Source organism: Clostridium intestinale (assembly GCF_035905475.1).
Lineage (GTDB): Bacteria > Bacillota > Clostridia > Clostridiales > Clostridiaceae > Clostridium_T > Clostridium_T intestinale.
This window is the reverse complement of sequence record NZ_CP121166.1, coordinates 3,335,895-3,353,238: the sequence shown is the minus strand read 5'-3', so window position 1 is coordinate 3,353,238 and position 17,344 is coordinate 3,335,895. Positions and strand designations below refer to the sequence as shown.

General features: G+C 30.7%; 15 protein-coding genes. 14 read left to right on the top strand and 1 reads right to left on the bottom strand.

Features of this window, described 5'->3' with window-relative positions; translation table 11 throughout:
* Positions 1 to 85: 85 nt before the first annotated feature.
* On the bottom strand, positions 86 to 1,672 hold the full coding sequence (locus P8F83_RS17240) for an ABC-F family ATP-binding cassette domain-containing protein (RefSeq protein ID WP_326512020.1): 1,587 nt from the start codon (positions 1,670 to 1,672) through the stop codon (positions 86 to 88).
* Positions 1,673 to 1,851: 179 nt separating this feature from the next.
* Here P8F83_RS17240 and yidA point away from each other — a divergent pair, with 179 nt between their 5' ends.
* The 14 genes from yidA to P8F83_RS17170 all read left to right on the top strand — a co-directional run bounded on the left by yidA (position 1,852) and on the right by P8F83_RS17170 (position 17,260).
* Positions 1,852 to 2,661, top strand: coding sequence for a sugar-phosphatase (gene yidA / locus P8F83_RS17235; protein WP_326512019.1), 810 nt, complete (start codon positions 1,852 to 1,854; stop codon positions 2,659 to 2,661).
* 264 nt (positions 2,662 to 2,925) lie between these two features.
* On the top strand, positions 2,926 to 3,249 hold the full coding sequence (locus tag P8F83_RS17230) for a PTS sugar transporter subunit IIA (protein ID WP_021804247.1): 324 nt from the start codon (positions 2,926 to 2,928) through the stop codon (positions 3,247 to 3,249).
* A 62-nt stretch (positions 3,250 to 3,311) separates the two neighbouring features.
* Positions 3,312 to 3,623, top strand: a complete 312-nt coding sequence (locus P8F83_RS17225) for a PTS sugar transporter subunit IIB (protein ID WP_326514855.1) — start codon at positions 3,312 to 3,314, stop codon at positions 3,621 to 3,623.
* 63 nt (positions 3,624 to 3,686) lie between these two features.
* Positions 3,687 to 5,039, top strand: a complete 1,353-nt coding sequence (locus tag P8F83_RS17220; protein WP_073020212.1) for a PTS sugar transporter subunit IIC — start codon at positions 3,687 to 3,689, stop codon at positions 5,037 to 5,039.
* A gap of 70 nt (positions 5,040 to 5,109) precedes the next feature.
* Complete coding sequence (locus P8F83_RS17215; protein WP_326512018.1) at positions 5,110 to 6,501, top strand: 6-phospho-beta-glucosidase; 1,392 nt, start codon at positions 5,110 to 5,112, stop codon at positions 6,499 to 6,501.
* Between the two features lie 107 nt (positions 6,502 to 6,608).
* Entirely contained in the window at positions 6,609 to 6,974 is a 366-nt protein-coding gene (locus P8F83_RS17210) for a GntR family transcriptional regulator (RefSeq protein WP_021804251.1), read from the top strand.
* A gap of 11 nt (positions 6,975 to 6,985) precedes the next feature.
* A complete protein-coding gene (locus tag P8F83_RS17205) occupies positions 6,986 to 7,696 on the top strand; it encodes an ABC transporter ATP-binding protein (protein ID WP_326512017.1) in 711 nt (236 codons plus the stop codon).
* Entirely contained in the window at positions 7,690 to 8,478 is a 789-nt protein-coding gene (locus P8F83_RS17200; RefSeq protein ID WP_326512016.1) for a hypothetical protein, read from the top strand. Before P8F83_RS17205 ends, P8F83_RS17200 begins: the two co-directional genes overlap by 7 nt.
* Before the next feature lie 9 nt (positions 8,479 to 8,487).
* On the top strand, positions 8,488 to 9,228 hold the full coding sequence (locus P8F83_RS17195) for a hypothetical protein (RefSeq protein WP_326512015.1): 741 nt from the start codon (positions 8,488 to 8,490) through the stop codon (positions 9,226 to 9,228).
* Positions 9,229 to 9,445: 217 nt separating this feature from the next.
* Entirely contained in the window at positions 9,446 to 10,192 is a 747-nt protein-coding gene (locus P8F83_RS17190) for a nucleotide-binding protein (protein WP_073020220.1), read from the top strand.
* Positions 10,193 to 10,206: 14 nt separating this feature from the next.
* Positions 10,207 to 11,460: a nitrogenase component 1 gene (locus P8F83_RS17185; RefSeq protein WP_326512014.1), complete on the top strand. Its 1,254-nt coding sequence runs from the start codon at positions 10,207 to 10,209 to the stop codon at positions 11,458 to 11,460.
* Positions 11,461 to 12,657, top strand: coding sequence for a nitrogenase component 1 (locus tag P8F83_RS17180; protein ID WP_326512013.1), 1,197 nt, complete (start codon positions 11,461 to 11,463; stop codon positions 12,655 to 12,657). It begins immediately after the preceding gene.
* A gap of 319 nt (positions 12,658 to 12,976) precedes the next feature.
* Complete coding sequence (locus P8F83_RS17175) at positions 12,977 to 16,174, top strand: DEAD/DEAH box helicase (RefSeq protein ID WP_326512012.1); 3,198 nt, start codon at positions 12,977 to 12,979, stop codon at positions 16,172 to 16,174.
* Between the two features lie 144 nt (positions 16,175 to 16,318).
* Positions 16,319 to 17,260: a peptidoglycan-binding domain-containing protein gene (locus P8F83_RS17170; RefSeq protein ID WP_326512011.1), complete on the top strand. Its 942-nt coding sequence runs from the start codon at positions 16,319 to 16,321 to the stop codon at positions 17,258 to 17,260.
* Positions 17,261 to 17,344 lie beyond the last annotated feature (84 nt).

The following is a 17,344-nucleotide window of genomic DNA, read 5'->3' as shown; positions in this document are numbered from 1 at the left end:
AATGAATTAAAACAAATCTTTCCCCAATTAGATTATAGCATAAAATTAAGCGAGCAGATTACTGCTCGCTTATCTTTATATTATATTATTTTTTCCACTCTAAGTATTCATCGTAAGACATTTGCTTATCTATGATAGTTCCTTCAGGAGTTACTTCAATGATTCTGTTAGCTATAGTTTCTATAAATTGATGGTCATGAGATGTGAATAATAAATTACTCTTATAGTCTCTTAAACCATTATTTACAGCAGTTATAGATTCAAGGTCCAAGTGGTTTGTAGGTTGGTCTAAAATAAGTACATTAGCACTTGATAGCATCATTTTAGATAACATACATCTAACCTTTTCTCCTCCAGATAAAACTTTAGCTTCTTTAAGAGCTTCGTCTCCAGAGAATAACATTCTTCCTAAAAATCCTCTTAAATAACTTTCGGATTTTTCATCAGAATATTGTCTTAACCAATCAACTAAGTTTAGATTTACATCATTAAAGAACTGAGAGTTGTCTTTAGGGAAATATGCTTTTGTTATAGTTACTCCCCATTTGAATTCTCCAGCATCTGCTTCTAATTCATCCATAAGGATTTTAAATAAGGTTGTTATACCTATTTCATCACCTACGAAAGCTATTTTATCTCCTTTGTTTACAAAGAGGTTTACATTATCTAATACTTTAACTCCATCTATAGATTTAGTTAGTCCTTCAATTCTAAGAATATCATTACCAACTTCTCTTTCTGGTTTAAAACCAACGAAAGGATATCTTCTGCTAGATGGTTGAATGTCATCTAAGGTTATTTTATCAAGAAGTTTCTTACGAGAAGTAGCTTGTTTAGATTTAGAAGCATTAGCACTAAATCTAGCTATAAATTCTTGTAATTCTTTTATTTTTTCTTCTTTCTTCTTGTTTTGATCCTTAGACATTTGTAATGCAAGTTGGCTTGATTCATACCAGAAATCATAGTTACCTACATATAATTTAATCTTACCAAAGTCAACGTCAGCCATGTGAGTACATACTTTGTTTAAGAAGTGTCTATCATGGGATACAACTATAACTGTTCCTTCAAAGTTTATTAAGAACTCTTCTAACCAGTTAATTGATTTAATGTCTAAGTGGTTAGTAGGCTCATCTAGGATAAGTATACCTGGGTTTCCGAATAAAGCTTGAGCTAGTAAAACCTTAATCTTATCTCCACCAGTAAGTTCTGAAACTTTCTTATCGTGAAGATCTGTAGTAATTCCTAAACCTTGTAATAAAGATGAAGCATCAGATTCTGCTTCCCAACCATTTAGGTCAGCAAATTCACCTTCAAGTTCAGAGGCTTTTATACCATCTTCGTCTGAGAAATCTGGTTTTGCATAAAGCTCATCTTTTTCTCTCATTATTTCATAAAGTCTTTCATTTCCTCTTATAACAGTTTCAAGAACAGGGTATTCATCATATTCATAATGGTCCTGTTTTAAAACGGACATTCTAATATCCTTTGGAATAGATACATCTCCTGTGTTAGGTTGAACATCACCAGATAAAACCTTTAAAAAGGTACTTTTACCTGCTCCATTAGCACCTATAACTCCATAACAGTTTCCAGGAGTAAATTTGATATTTACATCTTCAAATAGTTTTTTGTCGCCATATCTTAAGCTTACATTAGTTACTGTAATCAATACTTCTCATTCCTTTTCATTTATATTTACGCTATCCGCAATAGTATAACATAATAATTGAAAATTTTCATCAAATAATTAATGGTAGAATAAAATTTCATCATATGAAAACTACTTGGTATTTTTAAAGAGCTATGTGATAATAAAACTAGTTTCTATAGTATATGGGGAGGTAATTTATGTATAAATTAATAGCGATGGATATGGATGGAACTCTTCTAAGAGATGATAAAAGCATATCTGAAAGAACAAAAAATGCAATAAAAAAAGCCAAGGCAAAAGGTGTAAAAGTAGTATTAGCCTCAGGTAGATCTATAGATGGAATATATGGATACCTTAAGGATTTAGATTTAATATCTGATGGAAATTATGTATTAAGTTATAACGGAGCATTAATTCAAAATACTGAGACAAAAGAAATAATAAACTTTAAAGCTCTATCAGGAAAAGATGGAAAGATACTTCGTAAGGTTAGTAGAGATGTGGGAGTTAATATATTAGGAATATCATTAAAAAATGGTTTATTTACTCCTAAGAATACAAGATATACTCAGCAAGTAGCTGATAGAAATTGCCTAAAGCTAACAGTAAAAGAGTTAGATGAAGTGGACGAGGATGATGAAATAGGAAAGTTTATGATGATTGATGAGCCAGAAGTTTTAAACAAGGCTATAGAGTTACTGCCTAAAGAGTTATATGAACAATATAGTATACTTAGAAGTAATGTTGCTTTTTTAGAATTTGTGCATAAAGATTGCAATAAAGGTGCTGGAGTAAAAGCTTTAGCAGATTATCTAGGAATAGATAAAAGCGAGGTTATCTGTGTTGGAGATGAAGGCAATGATAAACATATGATTGAGTTTGCTGGATTAGGGGTAGCTATGGGGAATGCAACAGAAGAAATTAAATCTATAGCTCAGTATGTTACATTATCTAATGAAGAAGATGGAGTAGCACAATTAATAGAAAAGTTTATATTAGAAAATTAATATTTTTAGGATTGGAACAAAAAAAGTTCCAATCCTATTTTTATGTTAAAAAATATTAAGTAATAGCCTATGTGAAAAATAGGGTATTAGAACCTATAAGTATAAGTTTGGATTAAAATTTCAAGTTTTACTATAAAAAATTGAATAATCTGAAACTTCAAACCTAAAGGTGGTGAAAAGGTTGTCATAAGATAAAAGATTTATTAGAATGATGTTGATGAATTGAATTAATGTAAATTTGAAAAGAAATGGAGGAAGTAATTAATGACTGAATTAGAAATGGTAGTAATGAATTTAATAATAAATGCTGGAGATGCAAAAGCAAGTGCATATGAAGCTCTTGAAAAAGTAAATGAAGGTAAATACGAAGAAGCAAATGAACTAATGGAAAAAGCAGACGAGGCTCTAGAGGTTGCACATAATGCTCAGACAAGCTTATTACAAAAAGAAGCTGCTGGAGAGAAAACAGAGATAGGCGTATTATTTGTACATGCTCAAGATCATTTAATGACTGCTATAAGTGAAAAAAATCTTATTGGGCAGATCATTGAATTAAGAAAGATTGTTAACACATTAGTTAAAAACTAATTTTTATTAGTTTATATATAAGTATTTATCTAAAATAAGTTTTGGAAGGTGAGGTGATAGATATGATTAAAATAACATTATTTTGCGCTGCAGGAATGTCAACAAGCGTTTTAGTTGCAAAAATGCAAGAAGCAGCAAAAAATAAGGGTGTCGAAGCAAGGATAGAAGCATTTCCAGAATCAACTATGTCTAAGAAATTAGAAGAAGGTATAGATGTGGCTTTGTTAGGTCCGCAGGTTAGATATAAATTACCAGCAGCTAAGAAACTTTGCTCTGCAAAAGGAGTTCCAATTGATGTGATTAATTCTGTTGATTATGGAATGATGAAAGGAGACAAGGTCTTAGATTTCGCATTAAAAATGTTAGAAAAATAAAAATCAGCAATTATAGAAACTTAATTATTTTAAAAAATTTATTTACTCAAGGAGGATTTAAAAATGGACAAATCTTCAAATTTCTCAGAAAAGATAATAGAAGGTGTAATGAAATTTGTTAGTTTAAAAGGTGTAGTAGCAGTAAAAGACGGTATAATGTATACGTTGCCTCTTACTTTAATAGGATCAGTTTTCTTATTACTTGCTCAACTTCCTATACCAGCATTCAATAATTGGATGGCAGCTCAATTCGGAAAGAATTGGACAGCTCCATTATTACAAGCATATAATTCAAGCTTTAATATTTTAGCAGTGTTTGCTGTATTTGGTATAGCATATATATATGTTAAAAATGAAGATTACGAACCTGTAGCAGCAGGAATAATAGCAGAAGTTGTATTTTTCTTAACTTTAGATCAATTTTCAAGTGTAACAGATCCTACTACTAAGGCTGTAACAACAGTTACAGGGGTTATACCTAGAACTTGGCTAGGTGGTAAGGGTATGGTTGCCGCTATCATAATTGGTTTAATTGTAGGTTGGGTATATACTTGGTTCTTAAGAAAGAAGATAACAATAAAACTACCAGATGGTGTTCCAGCAGGGGTTTCAAACCAATTTGCAGCTTTAATACCAGGATTAGTTATAATTGTTGGAGCAACTGTAGTTTACCAATTCTTTAAAGTTGCTTTAAATACTACTTTAATCGAATGGATATATAAAGTACTTCAAACTCCACTTCAAGGTTTCTCAGACTCATTTGTAGGAGCTCTTGTATTAGGATTCCTTGTACCATTCTTCTGGTGGTTTGGAGTTCATGGATCACAAATAGTTGGAAGCGTATTTACAGCATTAACAACTGCTAATATGGCAACTAACCAATCAATAATAGAAGCAGGACAAGAATTAACAATAGCAAATGGAGCAACAGTAGTTACTGAGCAATTTAGATCGTTATTCTTACAATTTGGTGGTTCAGGATTAACTTTAGGATTAGTGTTTGCAATGTTAATTGCAGGAAAATCAGCACAATCGAAGTCATTAGGTAAAATAGCTTTAGTACCTGGATTATTTAATATTAACGAACCAGTTATATTCGGTTTCCCAATAGTAATGAATCCATTAATGTTTGTACCTTTTGTTGCGGCACCAACAGTAACAGCTATTATTTGTTATTTAGCTATAAAGACAGGAATGGTACCTCCATTCTCAGGTGTAACAGTTCCTTGGACAACTCCACCTATAATATCAGGTTTATTGGTTTTAGGATGGAGAGGTGCATTATTGCAAGCAATTATTATGGTAATTTCAACAGTTATATACTTCCCGTTCTTTAAGAAACAAGATGCTATAAATCTTAAACAAGAACAAGAAGCAGCAGAAGAAACAGCAGTTTCTGATTCTGTAGAAATGTAAAATTATATATGTATTTTAATGACAAGCTTAAATAGCTTGTCATTTTCATAAATAAGAAGGAGGAATAACAATGGGAAAAGGTAAAATTAAAATAGTTACAATAGGTGGAGGATCAAGTTATACTCCAGAATTAATTGAAGGATATATTAAAAGAAAGGATGAACTTCCTATAGGGGAGATTTGGCTTGTTGATATTGAAGAGGGAAAAGAAAAACTAGAAATAGTAGGATCAATGGCTCAAAGAATGGTTAAAGCAGCAGGTCTTGATTGGAAGGTTTATTTAACATTAGATAGAAGAGAAGCTTTAAAAGATGCAGATTTTGTATCAACGCAATTCCGTGTAGGTCTATTAGATGCAAGAATAAAGGATGAGAGAATTCCACTAAGTCATGGAATAATAGGACAAGAAACCAATGGAGCAGGTGGAATGTTTAAAGCGTTCAGAACTGTACCTGTAATTCTAGATATAGTAGAAGACATGAAAGAATTATGCCCTAATGCTTGGCTTATAAACTTTACTAATCCATCAGGAATGATTACAGAAGCAGTTATTAGATATGGTAATTGGGACAAAGTTGTAGGTTTATGTAATGTTCCTATATCAGCTAGAAAGCTTGCTTCAAATGCTTTAGAAAAGAAAGAAGAAGATTTATACTTTAAATTTGCTGGACTAAATCATTTCCACTGGCATAGAGTTTGGGATAGACAAGGTAACGAGCTAACAGCTGAAGCTATTGAAGGTTTATATGGAACAGAAAAAGACTTTATGCAAATGTATAAACCAGAACATGTTAAAGAGCAAGAAAAATTAGGGGTTGCTAATATTAAAAATATATCCTTTATGTCTCAACAAATAAGAGATCTTGGAATATTACCATGTTCGTATCATCGTTATTACTATATAACTGATGATATGTTAAAAGAAGAATTAGAGGACTTTAAAGATAACGGTACAAGAGCTGAGGTTGTTAAGCGTACTGAAGCTGAATTATTTGAACTTTATAAAGATCCAAAGCTTGACTATAAACCAGAACAACTTATGAAACGTGGAGGAGCATATTATAGTGATGCTGCTTGCGAAGTAATCAATTCTATTTATAATGATAAAAGAACAGATATGGTTGTTAGTACAAAAAATAATGGAGCTATAAAAGATTTACCAGATGATTGTGTAGTTGAAGTATCTTCTATAATTACAGCAGCAGGTCCTCAACCAATAGCATGGGGAGATTTCAAACCAGCGGCATCAGGAATGCTTCAAATAATGAAGGCAATGGAACTTACAACTATAGAGGCAGCTGTAACAGGAAATTATGGAACAGCACTTCACGCTTTCACAATTAATCCATTAGTCCCAAGTGGAAAAGTAGCTAGAGAATTATTAAATGAAATGTTATTAGCACATAAAAAGCACCTACCACAATTTGCTGAATCTATAAAGGCGATTGAAAAAGGGGAGTAATAATATATTTAAAGGCCGCAGAATTTTTTCTGTGGTTTTTATTTTTGAAATACTTGACAATTTATCCACGACTACTGTACTATTTAATTAATACAGTAGTCGTGGAGGTGAAAGAAATAGATTTTGAATTTAATAATAGAGAACCAATATACCTTCAAATAGTTAATTATATAAAAAAGAAGATAATCTCAGAGGAACTAGAGATGGGGGAAAAGCTAGAATCTGTAAGAGAGCTAGCCAGTAGATTAAAGGTTAATCCTAATACTATACAAAGGGTATATGGAGAGCTTGAACTTGAAAGACTTATATATACTCAAAGAGGGTTAGGTAAGTATGTAACTGAAGATAGAGAGATAATAGATAAATTAAAGAAAGAGAACGCAAAAGAACTTTTAGAATCCTTTATAACTAATATGAAGGAACTTGGCTTAAACAAAGAAGAAGTAGTGAATCTAATTAATGAGAAGTTTTAGGGGGAGAATTTATGAGTAATATTTTAGAGATAATGGGATTATCAAAGTCATATGGTCAGAAGCTAATACTTAAAGATATTAACTTATCTTTAGAAAAAGGGAAAGTATTAGGGTTATTAGGACCCAATGGATGTGGAAAAACAACTTTACTTAATCTTATAGAAAGTTTTTTAAAACCAACCCAAGGAAAAATATTAATTGATGAAATAGAAGCTGGTGTAGAGACAAAAAACTTAGTTGCAATGCTTCAAGATAAAAATATATTCAGTAGATGGATGAGGGTAAAAGACGGAGTTGAGTTTTATAAAGATTTTTTTGAGGATTTTGATGAAATAAAAGTTAAAAACCTACTAAAAACTCTAGGAATTGAAGAGAAGGATAAAATTAATAACTTATCTAAAGGAACTTATGAGAAGTTTGCGCTTGCACTTACCTTAAGTAGAAAGGCAAAACTATTTATATTAGATGAACCTTTATCAGGGGTAGATCCTTTAGCTAGAGAAGAAATACTTGATATTATTATAGACAATTTAGACGGTGAAGTTTCTATGATAATAACTACCCACCAAATATATGAACTTGAGAGAATACTAGATGAGGTAGCCTTTTTAAAAGATGGCAGCATATTTTTAAAAGAGGAAGTTGAAACCTTAAGAGCTAAAAATAGCGCTTCACTAGATGATGTATATAAAGGGATTTATAAGGGGGAGAAGGTATGTTAAAGCTATTGAAATATAATTTTAAAGAGGTTAGATGGTTTTATTTTTGGGAGATAGTTATAGTAACATTAATGGCTTCATTTATGATATGGAATAGTAAAGGTACTATAAATGAAAATGGAGTGAGTTACAAAGTTGGGATGGGTGTGAACGAGTACAGAAATATGCTAGTGTTATTTTCAACCTACATTATGATTATTCATTTGGGGTTTAATATAGTAATTACCAATATTCAATTATCTGATAGAAAAAGTAAACTGTTATTTTTAACTGACATTTCAGGTAAGAAATTTATTTTATCTAAAATAATTGAGTTTTCTATAGTTCAATTACTAACTAGCATACTAGGATTAATAATTTCCTTAAGATTAATTGTAATATCAAATGAGTTATGGAGGGTTTTATCTGAAGTCTTAAATTATATAAGCCTATTTGATTATAGTCTTATAATATATATAGTATTACTAATCTCTATCATATTAATAAGAACTAAGCTAAATGGCGTTCTAAGTTCATCTTTACTGGGAATTGGAATAACTATACTAACAATGTATGTACTTTTTAAGTTTAATTTTCATATACTACAAGATTTGAATTTTGGAACTATTTCAATTAAGATGGAGAAGTTTGTATATAGCGTAGGAAAAATGCTTAATATGGGACAAGGCATATTTGGTTGGAGAATAAAAATAAACGTATTCTCAGCTTTACCTAAATTAGGAATCTTAGCAGGTACTTTTATTTTAGCCTCAAAAGCAATAGACAAAAAACTTGATGTGGTTTAGGAGAAGGATATGAGAAACATAATAAAGTTTAGTATTAGAGAGTTAAGATTTATATATTTAATAGAGCTAATAGTATACTTAGGTGTATTTGTAGTTACATCCATAGGTAATTGGATGATTTTTGATGAAACAGCATCAGGATTAATAAAAATAATTCTAATTGTAAATACATTCATTCACTTTGTTTCTATAGGAAATGTATTAATAAATAGAGAAGGAAAACTAATATTATCAAGTGGGATATCAGGAAGGAAGTTTTTATGTGCAAAAATAATTGAGTTTATATTAGTGCAAATGTCCTTTACTTTAGTTGGGTATGTATTTATATTATTGAAGGCACTAATAAAAACTGGATTCCATGGAGTGTTTCTTGATTATAGTAATCTATTTAGTCTGCTTATATATAGTATAATCATTTATATGATAGTAGTTTTTACAATTGTATTTTTAAAGAGTAGGATAAGGAATAGAAATATAATATTCATTTTAGGTGTAGGAATAACATTTTTATTATTTTTTATATCCCTTCTTAGCAATAATTATATAACTACAGTTAGACCTATAGGAACTTTTGTATTTGATGCCCAGAGATTAGTAACTTGGAGTGCTAATTTATTAAATGCAGGACAATCGGTATTTGGATTAGAAATACATATAAATATATTTTCAATAATAGTCAAATTAGGATTGTTATTAGGAGCATTTTTTTATGTAGCTAAGATAATTGATAAAAAATTAGATATAGCATAGAATATGTGAGTCATAGCGTTTTTGCTATGGCTTTCTTTTTATACATGAGAATAGAGTATGCTTTAAAAGTATAAGAGCTTATTATATGGGTTTAAATAATAGTCCATCATATATTTAATATTAATCCATTTTCATAAAAGAAGCTCTATTGATATAATTTAAGAAACTAATTGAAAATAATTATCGATATCTAATTGTATCATTAATGGAGGAGAAAATGAAGAGAATAGCTATATATGGTAAAGGTGGAATAGGAAAATCCACTACTGTTTCTAATATATCTGCTGCTTTGGCAGCTATGGGTTATAGGGTTATGCAGATAGGGTGCGATCCTAAGGCGGATTCCACAAGAAATTTAACTAATGGCGAGTCTATACCTACTGTTTTAGAGACCCTAAGAACATTAGGAAATAAACCCTTAACTTTGGAGGATTTAGTTTTTGAAAGTAGTTCGGGGGTTTTATGTGTTGAAGCAGGTGGTCCAACTCCAGGCATAGGTTGCGCTGGAAGAGGGATAATAACTGCCTTTGAAAAACTTAAGGAATTAAAAGCTTACGAAACTTATAATCCCGATGTTGTAATATATGATGTTTTAGGTGATGTTGTGTGTGGCGGTTTTGCAATGCCTATAAGAGGTGGATATGCTGATGAAGTTTGCATAGTTACATCTGGAGAGATGATGTCTTTATATGCAGCAACAAACATATCACATGCAGTAAAAAACTTTGGGAAGATAGGATATGCAAAGCTTAAAGGGTTAATTTTTAATGCTAAGAATTTTGAAGGTGAAAAAGAGCTAGTAGAAAAAGCGGCAGAAGAAATCGGTGCAGATGTTTTGTTTCATGTAGAAAGAAATGGAGCAGTGCAAAAAGCAGAGGGAATGGGAATGACTGTTGTACAAGCCTTTCCTGATAGTGATATGGCAAATGCTTATAAAAAACTTGCAGGGTTGTTAATAAGTTAAGATTGAGGTGAAATATGATTACAGAGGATTATTTAAGTCGATTAAATAGACTTTCAGATATAGATAGTGATAAAGCAATAAAGTCAGGGACAACTGCAATTTATCCAGGAACACGTTGTCCTATAGCTCCAGTTACCAGTATTGTTAATGAAATTGAGGATGCATATATGCTTGTAGTAGGTACTGCAGAATGTACTTATTATAATAAAAATATATCAATACAGGAAGAAAAAACATTAAGACAAAATAAGGTATGGTCTTATTCTATGAATTCAAATGAAGTGGTTTTTGGCTGTAGAGATGGTGTTTATGAAGCATTAAAGACAATTAAGGAATCAGTAGAGACAAAAGTGATTTTTTTAGTTTCTGCCTGTGTTCCTGAGATGATAGGAGAAGACTTTGAAAGCATTATAGATGAAGCTGCTTTAGAGTTGGATTTAAAAGTTATATATATTAATGGAGCCCACTTTAAGTGCTATAGTGCTATGCCAGCTGAAAAAAATACTGTTTTAGCTTTATGTGACTTAATGGAAAAACAAGCTATAGAAGAGAAAAGCGTAAATATTATTGGGAGCAAGTATTCTTTAATAAAAAATAGTGAGCTTATAAAGCTTTTAGAAAGCAAGGAAATAAATATTAATAGTTGTATTCCATTTGATTTATCAGTAGATAAACTAAAAACTGCATCAAAGGTGAAGCTTAATATTGTCACTGAACTAACTTACCTACCTATAGCCAAAAGGATGCAGGAGGATTATGGGATACAATATATAATATTCAATTATAGCTTAGAGTTTGAATGTATAAAGAAAGCTTATTTAGAGATAGGTGAAGCTTTAGATATAGATATATCTAAAGAAGTTCAAGGGCTATATGAGCATGCTGCTAAAACCTATGAACATGATTTTAGAGGGAAAAGTTTTGGGACAGGATACTTAGGAATAGATAGTTTTAGGCTTAATCACCTTCTTACATCTTTAGGAATGAAGCTAGAATACATGGAGATAGAATACTATTTTGAAGAAAATGAGTTTTTAAAAAATAAAATACTAGAATCAGGTAATAATCCCTTTGTAGGTAGAAGTTTTGATTATTTAACTTTAAAAAATCTCCTAAAGGATAAAGAATTAGATTATTTCATTGGAGCAATTTTAGATAATAAAAACATAGGAAATACAAAAATTATAACGCCCTATATGGTGCTTGTAGGAAAATTAGGATTTGAGGCTCCACTGACTTTACTTAAGGCTATGAAGGAGGAGATATAAATGGGATTATATAAATATTATTCTATACCTTCAGACAGAATGGGAGCCTTATGGACATTGTTGTCTATAAGAGGTGCTTGTATATTGGAATTTGGTACAGCAGGAACAACACGGTTTGCTTTAAACAATTTTCATAAAATGAAGGGTGTACAAAATAGTCAATTATACACCACTCACTTAGATGAAAATGATATTGCCATGGGTGATGTAAGTAGAATGGACAAGGCTGTTGATGATATAGTAAATGAAGGTCTTGCAACGAATATATTCTTAATGTCTTCAACTGTATCTTCTGTAATAGGAATTGATTTAGAAGCTTATTGTTATATCTACAGAGAAAAATATCCTCAGATTAATTTTATTTATATTTCTAATGATGGATTTAAAGGCGATTGGACTTTAGGTGTAAAAAATACACTTGAAACCTTAGTAGCTCACATACCTAAAGAGGTTAATAAAAGTGAAAACTTCACCTATAACATTATTGGAGCCTGTGCTGATGACTACAATTATGAAGTCGACTGCATGGAAGTAGATAGAATAATGAAAGAGGGCTTTAATGGAGAAAATATATGTACCCTTACTTCAAATACAAGCATAAAAGATATAGAAAATATGGGAGCCGCTCATCTTAATATTGTCATGAGAAGTGAAGGAGAAGAAGCAGCAAAAGTATTGGAAAGAAACTTTGGCACTCCATATGTAATAGGTAGGCCTTATGGACTTAAAGGAACTTTGGAGTGGATTAAAAAAATAGAGGAAGCAGCTAAAATCTCTATTAATAAAGAGTTTGTAGAAAATGAAGAGAGTTTATTAAAAGAAGAAATAGATGAAGTTTCACTAGTTTTAAAAAATAAATCTATTTGTCTAAGTGGTCATTATGATGTTGTAAGAGGTATTAGAGATTTCCTGAGAGATGAAATAGGGATAAATATTAACAATATATGGTGTTCATTACCTTCTTTATCCACAGAAGATGTACCCTTTTATGAAGAAAAAATATGGGAAGAAATAATCCTTAAAGGGGATTATGATATCCTTATGGGGAATGGAGTAGTAATTAATATAGGTAAAGAAAACTGCAATAAACTTCAAATTGATTTGCCTAATTTGGTTTATTCAAGAGGTGAACAAGTTGACAATCCTTATGTGGGCTTTAAAGGTACTTTGTGTATTTTAAATAAATTAATAAAGTAATATTGTGTTTTAGAATTAAAAACTATGGGACTTTCTCATAGTTTTTTGTTTTTAATTATAATCTCATGTTTTTAGTCTTTTAAATCTATATATATATAAGAATATTTGTACACTTGTACAATTGTACAGGTGTACAGCTTTTTTCAAAAACAAATGTACAATTGTACAAAAAATTAAATTTACAATCGTAAGATTGTACAAGTGTACAGCTGTACATCTGTACAGAAGTTTTTAAAAGGGATTTTCTTCGGAGGTTTTTTATTTTAGGAATAAATAGGTTATAATGTAAGTATTGAATTTTTAATTTATGAGGTGGAGTATGAGTGTAGGCGAATTAATAGGGATTTTAATAGATAGGACTCCAACATATTCTATAAAAAAAGCAACTGTGGTTTATAATGAAGGATATATTGTGAATAGTGCTTTTGAAAGTATTGATGATGGTTATTTATTGCGTGGAGAGATATTATCACAGGATTTAATAAGCACATATAAAAGCTCCATTACATTAAATAGTGTAATATGGTCAGTTAGAGATACTAGTTGTACTTGTAAAGATTTTGAGAAAAATTCATCTAAAAAAAGTTATAGATGTAAGCACATAAATGCACTTCTTTTATCTGCTTTATTTGAGTGTGATGAAGAAGGAAATTTAGAAGATCCAGAGGAAAACTATGAAAGGTATCTAAAGGAAAAGTCCTCGACCCAAGAAGAATTTTTATTAGCTTTTTCAGAGGGGATAGGGCGGAATATTAAAGAAGTAGTTAACCTAGTTCCAGAGTTTGATATTGATTCAGATTACTTTACTATTTGCTTTAAGATTGGTAGAGAAAAATTATACGTATTGAAAGAAATTAGGGAGTTTTTTAATGTATTTGAGAATCAAGGAGAAATGAATTTTGGAAAAGAATTCACCTTTGATGGAAAAAAACATATTTTTAGTGAAGAGTATTTAAGGTTTTTAGAATTTTTAATAACAGAGGTTCGAAGTGAAACTTCATTAATGAGGGAACAAAGCTCTTTTAGAAATAGCATAATTAGAGGCAAACATATAATATTACCTATATCTAAACTCCATGAGGTACTAGAAATATTAGAAGGTGTTAAGGTTTTTAGTAGAGTAAGTGATTATTATAAGTTGAGAAATATATTTTCTAAGGAAGTACCCTTGAAATTTTCTATTATAGAAAGTGATGAAAATTTAATAATAGAAGACAAGACTTATCCTAAAGTGCTGGGTTCGAGTTTTCAGGTTATGGTTTATGAAGATGATTTTTATTTACCTCCTTATAAACAGAGAACTGATTACAAGTATTTAAGAAAAAAGATAGATAAATCTATAGAGATAGATAAAAAACATAAACTAAAGGTTTTAGAAAATATAGCACCATTTTTAACTAGGGTTACTTCTAGGGTAGAGATTCAAGAAGACATTAGAAGAGACATAATAGAGGAAGATCTTAAGGTAGATTTTTATTTGGATAGAGATAAGTATATAACTGTAGAGGTTTTATTTAGATATGGTGAATATATAATAAATCCAATAGACCCTAAGGAATATAATAAATTTATAAAAAGAGATAGTTTAAAGGAAAAAGAGGTTCTTGAGGTCTTATCAAGTATGGACTTAAGAGCTAAAGATAGAAGCTTTTATTTACAAGGAGATGAAGAGAAGGAATTTAATTTCTTGAAGTTTGGAACCAACACACTATTAACTTATGGGGATGTTTATTATTCAGATAATATAAAAAACAAAGGAATAATAAAAGAGTTTAATATAAAGGCAGATATAAAAGAGAAAATAAATTATTTCGAGTTTAACTATTCTGTAGGAAATTTGTCTCGTAAGGAAATAAAAAGAATACTTGATGCCATAAGAAAAGGCAAAAAGTTTTATAAAATGGCTCAAGGCGAGTTTATTGATTTAGAGAACCAGGAATTAAATAAACTTTTAAGACTGTTAGATGGAATAGGAATGGGCGGGAGTATTGACGAATTAATAGAAATACCTAAAAATAAAGCCTTAATAATAGATGCCTTAGTTAAAGATAATAGGGTTGAATTTATAGAAGGTTTAAATTTTATAGAAGATATGAAAGGTAAAATAACCGCCTTAAAGGATTATAAAGTTGAAATTCCAGAGGGATTAAATGCCACTTTAAGAGAATATCAAAAAGTGGGCTATAGATGGATGAAGTCTTTAGAGTATTTGAGTTTTGGAGGAGTATTAGGAGATGAGATGGGATTAGGTAAAACCCTTCAAGCTATAACCTTTATTTTATCTAATAAAAATACTAAAACTCTAATAGTTGCACCAACCTCACTTATATATAACTGGAGAGATGAGTTTAATAAATTTGCTCCTCAGTTAAAACTTGAGATATTAAGTGGTCTTCCTGAGGAGAGGGAGAGTAAGCTTAATAATATTGGGGACGTAGATGTTATAATAACCTCCTATGGAACCTTAAGAAGAGATATACAACTATATAAAGAAAAGAAGTTTAATTATTTCATTATAGATGAGGCTCAAAATATAAAAAACGCATCTTCCTTAAGTGCTAAATGTGTAAAGGAGATAAAGGCAGACTTAAGATTTGCATTAACAGGAACACCTATGGAGAACTCTTTGGTGGAATTGTGGTCTATATTCGACTTTTTGATGCCTGGATATTTATATAGCGAGGAAAAATTTAAGGAGCTTTTTGATAAGGATGAGGAAAGTATTAAAAAGTTAAGCATGTATATAAAACCTTTTATATTAAGAAGAAAGAAAAAGGACGTTATATTAGAACTTCCAGATAAGATAGAAAAAAATATAATTGTTGATATGAAAGATGAACAAAAGAAAGTGTATAAAGCTTATGTTGATGATGTAAGAGAAAAGATGGAAGAGGAAATAGATAGATCAGGAATAAGTGTGAAGCTTTTATCTTATCTAACTAGAATAAGGCAGATTTCTTTAGATCCTTCATTAATAATGGCAGACTATGATGGAGGAAGCGGTAAACTTGAGGCTCTTCTTGAGATAGTTCAACAAAGTATAGAGGAAGGTCATAAAATACTTGTATTTTCTCAATTTACTTCCATGCTTAAAATAATAAGTAAAGAGCTAAAAGATAATAAGATAAATCATTATTATTTAGATGGGTCCATGAAAGCTAAAGACAGAATAGATACAGTAAATAAGTTTAATGAAGATGACACACCAGTATTTCTTATATCTCTAAAAGCAGGGGGGACAGGGCTGAACCTAACAGGTGCAGACTTAGTAATACACTTTGACCCTTGGTGGAATCCTGCTGTTGAAGATCAAGCTACAGATAGAGCTCATAGATTTGGGCAAAAGAATATAGTAGAGGTAATAAAGCTTATTGCTAAAGATTCTGTTGAGGAGAAGATAGTAAGACTTCAGGAGAATAAAAAAGAGTTAATAAATAAGGTGTTAGAAAATGGACTAGACAGTGGTCAGATTTTAAAAAGTTTAACAGAAAAAGAGTTATTAGAATTATTTACTTAGTTATATGGAAGGTACTTCATTTAGGTTTAATGAAGTACCTTCTAATTATTGTAACCATTAATTAGAAAATAAAATAGAATATTATAAGTGAATACCTACTATATAGAACTATCGGTGTAAATAATAAAAGGGAGGTAGTCTATTATGGATTATCCAGGCGTTGCATTTAAACAGGGAGATAGAGGGGAAACCATAAAACTTATACAGAAAAAACTCAATGAACTAGGCTTTAATGCAGGAACTGAGGATGGGGTATTTGGATTTAATACAAAACAAGCTACTATAGAATTTCAAAGAAGTAGGGGTTTAACTAAGGATGGCATAATTGGGAGAATTACTTGGAATGCCTTGTTTTCAGAAGTAGTAGCACCTATTAAGCCGAGCGTTTCCTATAAACTTTCAACCTTAGAAAAGGCTATAGCTATAACAGGAAGGTTTGAAGGTAATGGTTATGGGAATATAACAGGTGATTTTGATGGACAAGGATTGTCTCTAGGAATACTCCAGTGGAATATAGGGCAGGGAACTTTGCAGCCTTTACTGAGGGAGATGAATCTAAATCATAATATGGCAACTAGAAGTATTTTATTAGATTATTATAATACTTTTAATACTATGCTAAGCAAAACTCCAACAGAGCAGCTTACATGGGCAAAATCAATAAATAATAGCCAAAAGGTTATAAGAGAACCTTGGAAATCTAGGCTAATAGCTCTTGCAAATTCACCAGAATTTAGAGCTATTCAACTTAATCATGCAAAGACTATCGGAGATTTAGCCTTAAGTATATGTAATAAATATAACCTAAAATCGGAGAGAGCATTTGCCTTAGCTTTTGATATAGGGGTACAAAATGGTGGAGTGAAAGCAAAAACAGATTTAAGAATAGCCTATAGAGCATCAAGTGATGTATCAGAAAAAGATAGAATGGCTCTTATAGCTAATGCTGTTGCAAATGATTCTAACACAAGATGGATAGAGGATGTACGCTCTAGAAAACTTGCAATAGTGAATGGTTCTGGAACAGTGCATGGATCATTTATAAATATAGATAAAGAATATGGACTAACTGATAATCCATTTTAAGGTTAGAACTTAAGCAAAGAGTATCCTTCGGGATGCTCTTTGTTAAAAATATATTTAGTGTTTATATTTATAAGAAAATACATT

What these genes read in the sequence shown, in the direction of transcription:
- P8F83_RS17200 (WP_326512016.1), top strand. Translation starts at nt 7,690, where the DNA reads ATGTTAAAGCTATTGAAATATAATTTTAAAGAGGTTAGATGGTTTTAT.
- P8F83_RS17175 (WP_326512012.1), top strand. Translation starts at nt 12,977, where the DNA reads ATGAGTGTAGGCGAATTAATAGGGATTTTAATAGATAGGACTCCAACA.
- P8F83_RS17215 (WP_326512018.1), top strand. Translation starts at nt 5,110, where the DNA reads ATGGGAAAAGGTAAAATTAAAATAGTTACAATAGGTGGAGGATCAAGT.
- P8F83_RS17185 (WP_326512014.1), top strand. Translation starts at nt 10,207, where the DNA reads ATGATTACAGAGGATTATTTAAGTCGATTAAATAGACTTTCAGATATA.
- P8F83_RS17180 (WP_326512013.1), top strand. Translation starts at nt 11,461, where the DNA reads ATGGGATTATATAAATATTATTCTATACCTTCAGACAGAATGGGAGCC.
- P8F83_RS17190 (WP_073020220.1), top strand. Translation starts at nt 9,446, where the DNA reads ATGAAGAGAATAGCTATATATGGTAAAGGTGGAATAGGAAAATCCACT.
- yidA (WP_326512019.1), top strand. Translation starts at nt 1,852, where the DNA reads ATGTATAAATTAATAGCGATGGATATGGATGGAACTCTTCTAAGAGAT.
- P8F83_RS17195 (WP_326512015.1), top strand. Translation starts at nt 8,488, where the DNA reads ATGAGAAACATAATAAAGTTTAGTATTAGAGAGTTAAGATTTATATAT.
- P8F83_RS17220 (WP_073020212.1), top strand. Translation starts at nt 3,687, where the DNA reads ATGGACAAATCTTCAAATTTCTCAGAAAAGATAATAGAAGGTGTAATG.
- P8F83_RS17170 (WP_326512011.1), top strand. Translation starts at nt 16,319, where the DNA reads ATGGATTATCCAGGCGTTGCATTTAAACAGGGAGATAGAGGGGAAACC.
- P8F83_RS17205 (WP_326512017.1), top strand. Translation starts at nt 6,986, where the DNA reads ATGAGTAATATTTTAGAGATAATGGGATTATCAAAGTCATATGGTCAG.
- P8F83_RS17225 (WP_326514855.1), top strand. Translation starts at nt 3,312, where the DNA reads ATGATTAAAATAACATTATTTTGCGCTGCAGGAATGTCAACAAGCGTT.
- P8F83_RS17230 (WP_021804247.1), top strand. Translation starts at nt 2,926, where the DNA reads ATGACTGAATTAGAAATGGTAGTAATGAATTTAATAATAAATGCTGGA.